Genomic DNA, 3,195 nt, shown 5'->3' on the forward strand with positions numbered 1-3,195 from the left:
GCCCCGAAGTGGTCGCCTGGGCGCGTACGTATACAAAGATGCCGAACCGCTTCGAGCAGCAGGTCAACGAGGTGCTGCCGCTGATCGTCTACGCACACAAGGCGGCGATGCAGCACAGCGTGGCGGGTGAATTCGCACTGCTGCCCTGGGTGGAGAGTCAGTACCGTCATGTGCCGGGAGCGAAGAACCGTCCGGCTGGCATGTGGCAGATCATGCCGCAGACGGCCCAAACGCTTGGCCTGCGCGTGCAGAAGAATTACGACGAGCGCCTCGACATCACCAAGTCCACCGAGTCGGTGATGTCCATGATGCGCCGCTACTACGACGATCTTGGCGACTGGCGCCTGGTTGACGTGGCTTACAACGCGGGCGAGTTCGGCCTGAAGAAAACCATCGACAAACACGGTGGTCCGACAGCGGAAGAAGGCCTGCCTGATGTGCCCATGAAGGCTGGCACCAGGGAGCATCTGGTGAAGCTCATGGCCATCGCCTGCATCGTGCGCGATCCGGGCCGCTTCAATGTGCAACTGCCGCGCCAGGATGGCGAAGACGCGCTGCAGGTCGTGCAGGTGTCGAACCCACAATCGCTCGCGCAGGCCGCCAAACAGTCGGGCCTGTCGATGAACGACCTGCGTGACTTCAACCCGGCCTATCGCACCACGCAGGGCACGGTGTCGTCGTCACTGCTGCTGCCAAAGACAGCCGCCGACCAATACAACCTCGGGCCGGTTGCCGCCGTCGTTGAACCGCCCTCCTCGTCCATCGATAACGATGCCGTTGCCGATGCGCCTGTAGCGAAGAGCGGCAAGAACGCCAAGGGTAAGAAGCTTTCCAAGGCGGAACTGGCCAAGGCAGAGAAGGCTTCGAAGTCCAGCAAGGCCGTCGCGATCGTCTACAAGGTCAACAACGGCGAGTCGCTCTGGACGATCGCACGCCGTCACCAGGTGAGCGTCGAGCAACTGATGAAGTGGAACGACCTGCAGACGCAGGCCGTGAAACCGGGTCAGGTATTGCGTCTTACCGCGTCACGCTGAACCCATGGGCTTCCTGCATCGCAAGCGGGCTCTCATCGTTGGCATCGCCAGCCGGCGCAGCATCGCCTGGGGTATTGCCGAAGCGATGCATCGTGAAGGCGCGGAACTGGCTTTCACCTATCAGAACGAGCGCCTGAAAGATCGCGTCGACGAAGCCGCTGCGGAATTCGGCTCCAACCTCGTGCTCGAATGCGATGTCGGCATCGATGCGCACATCGACCGCGTGTTCACCGAACTCGGGCAGCACTGGGACGGCCTTGACGTCCTCGTACACTCGGTAGGATTCGCGCCGCGCGAAGCGCTACAGGGCGAGTTCCTCGACAACCTCACGCGCGAAAACTTCGCCGTGGCCCACGACATTTCCAGTTACAGTCTTGCCGCCCTGGCGAAGGCGGCGCGCCCCTTGATGAGTGGCCGCGGCGGAGCGATCCTCACGCTGAGTTATCTCGGTGCCGAGCGCGCATTGCCGAACTACAACGTCATGGGCCTGGCGAAAGCCAGCCTCGAAGCGAACGTCCGTTACCTCGCCTATAACCTCGGGCCGGAAGGTACGCGCGTGAATGCGATTTCCGCGGGACCGATCAAGACCCTTGCGGCATCCGGCGTCGGCAACTTCCGTCGCATCCTCGAGCAGGTCGACAACGTCGCGCCTTTGCGGCGTGGCGTGACGCAGGAGGAAGTCGGCAACGTTGCCGCCTTCCTGTGTTCGGATCTGGCGTCGGGCATAACCGGCGAGGTCACCTACGTCGACGCCGGCTTCAACATCGTCGGGTTGATGAACTAGCGACACCCCGCCCCTGCCCGGCAGGTTGTCGCTTACATCTCGACGACGTTCCAGCGCACGTCCGGATTCACGTCGGCTGCGTAGTCGACATCCTTGCGGTCGAAACCGAACAGCTTGATGAAGTCGTGTTTGTAACCGGCATAGTCGGTGTCGGTCCACAGGTTTTCCGTGGTGACGGTCGGCCACAAAGCCTTGCACTCGTTCTGCACGTCGTCACGCAGCTCCCAGTCGTCGAGACGCAGGCGGCCTTCGGCATCGGTCTCCGGCACCTTGCCGTCCGCACGGTAGAGACGCTCGTGGAACAGGCGGTTGATCTGCTCGATCGTGCCTTCGTGGATGCCCTTCTCCTTCATGATCTTGAAGACCATGGAAACGTAGAGCGGAATCACGGGAATGGCCGAACTGGCCTGGGTGACGACGGATTTCATGACGCCGACATAGGCGCGCAGACCCTTGTACTTCGCACCGAGTTCTTTCGCGGTGCGATCCAGATGCTGCTTCGCCTTGCCCAGCGTGCCGTCCCAGTAGATGGGCCAGGTGATCGACGTGCCGACGTAGCTGTAGGCAACCGTCGTGGCGTTATCGGCGAGCACGCCGGCTTCGGTCAGGGCCTCGATCCACAATGCCCAGTCTTCGCCGCCCATGACGGTCACCGTGTCCTGGATTTCCTGGTCCGTCGCCGGGTCGACCGACGCCTGGATCACGGCATCCTTATTCGTATCGACCGAGGAGGCGGTGAACGTCTCACCGATGGTCTTCAGCGCGGAACGCACGACTTCGCCCGTCTTCGGCAGCTTGCGCACGGGCGAGGCGAGCGAATAGATGACGAGGTCGATCTTGCCGCCCATGTCGGCCTTGATGATCTCGACGGCCTTTGCGCGGGTCTCATCGGAGAACGCATCGCCATTGATGGAACGGCTGTACAGCCCGGCCTGCGTCGCGAGCTTGTCGAAGGCTGCGGAGTTATACCAGCCAGCCGTACCCGTCTTGGTCTCGCTCGACGGCTTTTCGAAGAACACACCCAGGGTCGCCGCACCCTGGCCGAAAGCGGCCGTGATGCGTGACGCAAGGCCGTAGCCGGTGGACGCGCCAATCACCAGAACGCGCTTAGGGCCATCGGCGAATGCGCCGCTGGCCTTGGTAATGGCGATCTGCTCTTCCACATTCTTCTCGCAGCCGACCGGATGGGCGGTGGTGCAGATGAAGCCACGAACCTTCGGGGTAATGATCACGGGTTGTCCCTTTGACGCAGTAAGGCGCCCATTGTAATCGCGCCGGCGCACCATGCGCTTCCGCACGGACGGCAAGCAAAAAAAAAGGCCCCTCAGCGAGGGGCCCTTCGACGAAGCGCTGGACGCTTCCCAGGCTTACATGCGG

3 protein-coding genes are annotated in these 3,195 nt (G+C 62.3%); 2 read left to right on the plus strand and 1 reads right to left on the minus strand.

Features of this window, described 5'->3' with window-relative positions:
- Together AC1DT2_RS19130 and AC1DT2_RS19135 are read left to right on the plus strand one after the other, a co-directional pair.
- Positions 1 to 1,034, plus strand: a 1,034-nt coding sequence (locus tag AC1DT2_RS19130; RefSeq protein ID WP_477298053.1) for a transglycosylase SLT domain-containing protein, incomplete at its 5' end; no start/stop codon positions are given.
- A gap of 4 nt (positions 1,035 to 1,038) precedes the next feature.
- Positions 1,039 to 1,818 carry an enoyl-ACP reductase FabI gene (locus AC1DT2_RS19135; RefSeq protein ID WP_477298054.1) on the plus strand — a complete coding sequence of 260 codons (780 nt, stop codon included), beginning with the start codon at positions 1,039 to 1,041 and terminating at the stop codon, positions 1,816 to 1,818.
- A 32-nt stretch (positions 1,819 to 1,850) separates the two neighbouring features.
- Here the strand turns inward: AC1DT2_RS19135 and fabV are convergent, their stop codons facing one another.
- Positions 1,851 to 3,050, minus strand: a complete 1,200-nt coding sequence (fabV, locus tag AC1DT2_RS19140; protein ID WP_477298055.1) for an enoyl-ACP reductase FabV — start codon at positions 3,048 to 3,050, stop codon at positions 1,851 to 1,853.
- Between the last annotated feature and the right edge of the window lie 145 nt (positions 3,051 to 3,195).

The organism is Luteibacter sp. P4_E6, from assembly GCF_056401535.1.